At 62.8% G+C, this 4,363-nt stretch carries 5 protein-coding genes and 1 pseudogene; 5 read left to right on the top strand and 1 reads right to left on the bottom strand.

The genetic code is table 11. The features are described 5' to 3' along the window. Window positions 1–2 precede the first annotated feature (2 nt). Both ccoS and RTX98_RS19905 read left to right on the top strand, forming a co-directional pair. Window positions 3–188: a cbb3-type cytochrome oxidase assembly protein CcoS gene (gene ccoS / locus RTX98_RS19900; protein ID WP_312798608.1), complete on the top strand. Its 186-nt coding sequence runs from the start codon at window positions 3–5 to the stop codon at window positions 186–188. Continuing rightward, a complete protein-coding gene (locus RTX98_RS19905) occupies window positions 181–603 on the top strand; it encodes a hypothetical protein (RefSeq protein ID WP_312798609.1) in 423 nt (140 codons plus the stop codon). Before ccoS ends, RTX98_RS19905 begins: the two co-directional genes overlap by 8 nt. A gap of 75 nt (window positions 604–678) precedes the next feature. On the opposite strand, the gene RTX98_RS19910 is transcribed toward RTX98_RS19905, so the two are convergent. Then, the gene (locus tag RTX98_RS19910; protein WP_312798611.1) at window positions 679–1,125 is read right to left on the bottom strand and encodes a pseudoazurin; all 447 of its coding nucleotides are present in this window, start codon (window positions 1,123–1,125) and stop codon (window positions 679–681) included. 218 nt (window positions 1,126–1,343) lie between these two features. Between RTX98_RS19910 and RTX98_RS19915 the strand changes: the two genes are divergently transcribed. The 3 genes and pseudogenes from RTX98_RS19915 to RTX98_RS19925 form a co-directional block, all read left to right on the top strand. Continuing rightward, window positions 1,344–2,771 (top strand): aldehyde dehydrogenase family protein, encoded by a 1,428-nt coding sequence (locus RTX98_RS19915; protein WP_312798612.1) that lies wholly within the window; start codon window positions 1,344–1,346, stop codon window positions 2,769–2,771. Between the two features lie 121 nt (window positions 2,772–2,892). Further along, window positions 2,893–3,897, top strand: a complete 1,005-nt coding sequence (locus tag RTX98_RS19920) for an iron ABC transporter substrate-binding protein (protein ID WP_312798613.1) — start codon at window positions 2,893–2,895, stop codon at window positions 3,895–3,897. A gap of 48 nt (window positions 3,898–3,945) precedes the next feature. Next, window positions 3,946–4,363: pseudogene (locus tag RTX98_RS19925) on the top strand (iron ABC transporter permease); the annotation flags it as partial.

The following is a 4,363-nucleotide window of genomic DNA, read 5'->3' on the forward strand; positions in this document are numbered from 1 at the left end:
GCCTGATCCCGATCGCACTCGGCTTCGGCCTGCTCGCGCTGGTCGTCTTTCTATGGTCGCTGCGCAACGGCCAATATGAAGACCTCGACGGCGCCGCAGCCCGCATCCTGATCGACGACGAACCACCGGCCGGTCAGCAACCAGACACCACCCTATCCGGCACGAAGGAGGAAACGCGCCGTGTTTGAACTTTTGAAGATGGCGCATCTCATCACCATCGCGATGGTGTCCGGCCTGTTGCTGTCGCATTACGTCGCCTTGCGCGCGAGTGCAGGGCGCGAAGCGGAAGCCGGCATGGCACTGACGCGCCGCACGCTCGCCGACATCACCAGCTTCGGCGTCGCCTTCGCCTGGATCAGCGGATTGACGCTGTTGTGGAGCCGCTATGGCGCCGGCGACCGTGCGCTCAGCGCCTGGTTTACCGCCAAGTTCCTGCTGGTCTGCGTACTGACGCTCGCCCACATCATGCAGCGCGTGCGCGCTTCGCAGCTGCGCCGCGCAGGCGATTTCGTAAAAGGCCGCCGCGTTGCCGAGCGCTGGGTATCCTTTGCCTGGATCTCGGCTTTGTTCGTGATCTGCTTCGCGGTGATCGCCTTCAAGTAGACGCTTCTCATCCATCAGCGGACAACAAAAAAGGCCGGATCGCTCCGGCCTTTTTTGTTGAACCTTGGTTTGTTTTTACTGTGCGCCGGCTTGCGTAAGCAGGGCTTCGAAGTGGGTCTTCGCCTTGCCCGGATGCTTCACGGTCTTGACCTCTTCCGCGTTTGCAGGCGTGCCGACCTTGATCAGCGCAACCATGCCCATGCCGTAATGTGGGGTGCACTTCACGCCATACAGGCCTTCCTTCTCAACCGTGACTGTGATGTCCTGATTGATCTTGCCCTTGAACGGCTCAGCACCTTCCGGGATCATGCCCTTGATGGATTCAGCGTCATGACCCTTGTCGGTGGCCACGAAGGTCACGGTGTCGCCTGGGGCTGCCTCGATGTAGTCAGGCTGGAAAACCATTGCGCCCTTCTCACCCTTGTTCAGCATCTGAACCTGATGATCGGCTGCGAGCACGGGGCCGGCAAAAGCAACGGCGGCGACAGCAGCCAGAAGAGCGGTAACGGTGGAACGCTTCATTTCTCGTCTCCTTGACGTTTGATGAGCTGCTTTTACGTCCGCCGGCTGGCAAGACCTTTGATCTGGATCAACAACCGAACAAACCGCAGCGCCCTGCGACAACCTGACCATTTCAGTGCCTTGCCGTGGAAAGTCGCTTTTCCCGCAATCGTCGCCGATCCCGTGCATGACATGCACGTCACTGCCGCTTATCCTCGACCACTCCAGGAGGTCAGTTCATGAACCATCACGACATGTTCTTCATCGACGGCGCCTGGGTCGCGCCGGACCGGCTCGAGCGGCTCGACGTCATCAATCCAGCCACCGAAGAAGCTTTCACCACGATCGCCGTCGGCGCGAAGCCTGATGTCGATCGTGCAGTGTCAGCAGCCCGCGCTGCCTTCGCCACTTTCGCCTTCACATCCAAGACCGAGCGCCTTGCGCTGCTGCGCCGCATCCTCGAAGCCTATAACGACCGCTATGAAGACATCGCCCGCACCGTGTCCCTCGAAATGGGCGCGCCGCTTGCCTTTGCGCGCGACTCCCAGGCCTGGGTCGGCCGCGCCCATCTGGAGGCGACCATCACGGCACTCGACCGGATGGAGCTCACCGAACAGCGCGGGACCACGCTGGTGACGCGTGAGCCGGTCGGCGTTTGCGCGCTGATCACGCCCTGGAACTGGCCGCTCAACCAGATCGTCTCCAAGGTCGCACCGGCGATCGCGGCGGGCTGCACCATGGTGCTGAAACCGTCCGAACTCTCTCCAGTGAGCGGCATCATCTTCGCCGAAGTCATGGAAGCGGCCGGCACGCCGAAGGGCGTGTTCAATATGATCAACGGCACGGGTCCGGCTGTTGGCCAGGTCATGGCAGAGCATCCCGATGTCGACATGGTGTCCTTCACCGGCTCAACCCGCGCAGGCATCCTCGTCGCCAAGGCTGCTGCCGATACGGTCAAGCGCGTCGCTCAGGAGCTCGGCGGCAAGTCGCCCAACATCATCCTGCCCGATGCCAATCTGGAAAAGGCGGTGAGCGAAGGCGTGGTGCGCTGTTTCGAAAATTCCGGCCAGTCCTGCAATGCGCCAACCCGCATGCTTGTGCCGGCCGACCGGCATGACGAAGCGCTCAACATCGCACGCCAGGCCGCCGAAACCCTCAAGGTCGGCGACCCACAAGCCGATGACACCGATCTCGGCCCGGTGATCAGCGAATCGCAGTTCGATCGCATCCAGACCCTGATCGCGCAGGGCATCAAGGAAGGCGCCACCGTGGTAACGGGCGGCATCGGCCGGCCGGAAGGCCTGAACCGCGGCTATTATGTGCGCCCCACCGTGTTCGGCGACGTCACCCGCGACATGACGATCGCGCGTGAAGAAGTCTTCGGCCCGGTGATCGCCTTGATGCCCTATCATGACATCGACGAAGCCGTCGAAATCGCCAACGACACGGTCTACGGCCTCGCCGCCTACATCCAGTCCGGCGACATCAACCAGGCCCGTGCAATCAGCCATCGCCTGCGGGCCGGCACGGTCGCGCTCAACTATCCGGCCTGGGACACGTTCGCGCCCTTCGGCGGCTACAAGCAGTCCGGCAACGGCCGCGAATATGCGGATTGGGGCATCCACGACTTCCTGGAGATCAAGGGCATCGTCGGCCACGGTGCATGACCTGGATCACGGTGCGACCTCTTCGCGTGAACGTGCAGCAAAGTTGACCACTCAACTCAGCTTCCTCTAGACTTGGCGTGACCGGCACGGATCGGTCGCGCCAGCCGGAGGTGCTTCCACGATGATGATTTCGCGCATTGCAGCGCTCTCGCTGCTGGCCCTCGGCCTGCTTTCGCCGCAAGCGCAGGCGCAGGAAACCGGCTCGCTCATCATCTATAATGCGCAGCACGAGAACCTCGCGCGCGAATGGGCGCAGAAGTTTACCGCCGAAACCGGCATCCGCATCACCATGCGCCAGGGTGCCGACCTGGAAATGGCGAACCAGATTCTCAGCGAAGGCGCGGCCTCACCTGCCGACGTGTTCCTGACAGAGAATTCGCCGGGCATGGTGCTGGTCGACAAGGCCGGCCTGTTCGCACCGCTGTCGAAAGACACGCTGGCAAACGTGCCGGACACGTTCCGACCGTCCAGCGGCAACTGGATCGGCATCGCCGCGCGCAGCACGGTGTTCGCCTATGACAAGACCAAGCTGACCGAAGCCGATCTGCCGAAGTCCGTCATGGATCTCGCCGATCCCGCTTGGAATAACCGCTGGGCGGCGTCGGCCGGCGGTGCCGACTTCCAGGCCATCGTTGGCGCGATCCTGGCCTTGAAGGGCGAGCAGCCGACCAAGTCTTGGCTCACCGCCATGAAGGAAGGCGCCAAGCCCTATCGCGGCAACAGCGCGGCTATGAAGGGCGTCAATATCGGTGAGGTCGACGGCGCGCTGATCTACCATTACTATTACTTCGGCGATCAGGCGCGCACCGGCGAAAACAGCGGCAATGTCGCCCTGCATTATTTCCGCAACGAGGATCCCGGCGCCTTCGTCAGCATATCAGGCGCAGGCGTTCTCGCTTCGAGCAAGAACAAGGCGCAGGCCGAGCGCTTCGTGCAATGGATCACCTCCAAGGCGGGACAGGCGGTTCTGCGCGAAGGGAAATCCTTTGAATATCCCGTCGGCAGCCAAGAGGCCGCCAACTCCGCTCTTGTGCCGCTTGCCGATCTTCAAGCCCCGAAGCTCGATCCCGACAAGCTCGACAGCCAGAAGGTCACGGACATGATGACCGACGCAGGGCTGCTCTAGACCAACCAACACGTGGACGCCGTTCAGCGTTCTCATGGGATAGACAGCGTGACGCAAGCGCAGCTCAGTGCAGCCTCTCTCCTCGACGAGCGTATCGGCCGCGCGCCCTTGAGGCTGCGGCCGCAGCGGCGTGGCCTGCTTTCGCCTGTGGTGCTGGCCGCTGTTGTCGTGTCGCTGATCAGCCTCGTGCCGCTCGGCTTCGTGTTGTGGGTCGCGCTGGATGCGGGCTGGGACACGGTTGTCCGGCTGGTGTTTCGCCCGCGCGTCGGCGAGTTCTTGGTGAACACGCTGCTGCTCGAACTGCTCGCCGTGCCGCTTTGCATCGCGCTGGCCGTGACACTGGCCTGGATCACCGAGCGCAGCGACCTGCCCGGCATCCCTCTCTGGCGCGCGGTGGCCGTTGCTCCGCTCGCAATCCCAGCCTTCGTGCATTCCTATGGCTGGATCAGCGCCGCGCCCTCGCTGC

It is taken from the genome of Tianweitania sp., assembly GCF_032053605.1.
In the GTDB taxonomy this organism is placed as follows: domain Bacteria; phylum Pseudomonadota; class Alphaproteobacteria; order Rhizobiales; family Rhizobiaceae; genus Tianweitania.

Excerpts from the sequence above, each read along its gene's own strand:
- RTX98_RS19910 (WP_312798611.1), bottom strand. The coding sequence starts at position 1,125 with ATGAAGCGTTCCACCGTTACCGCTCTTCTGGCTGCTGTCGCCGCCGTT.
- RTX98_RS19915 (WP_312798612.1), top strand. The coding sequence starts at position 1,344 with ATGAACCATCACGACATGTTCTTCATCGACGGCGCCTGGGTCGCGCCG.
- RTX98_RS19920 (WP_312798613.1), top strand. The coding sequence starts at position 2,893 with ATGATGATTTCGCGCATTGCAGCGCTCTCGCTGCTGGCCCTCGGCCTG.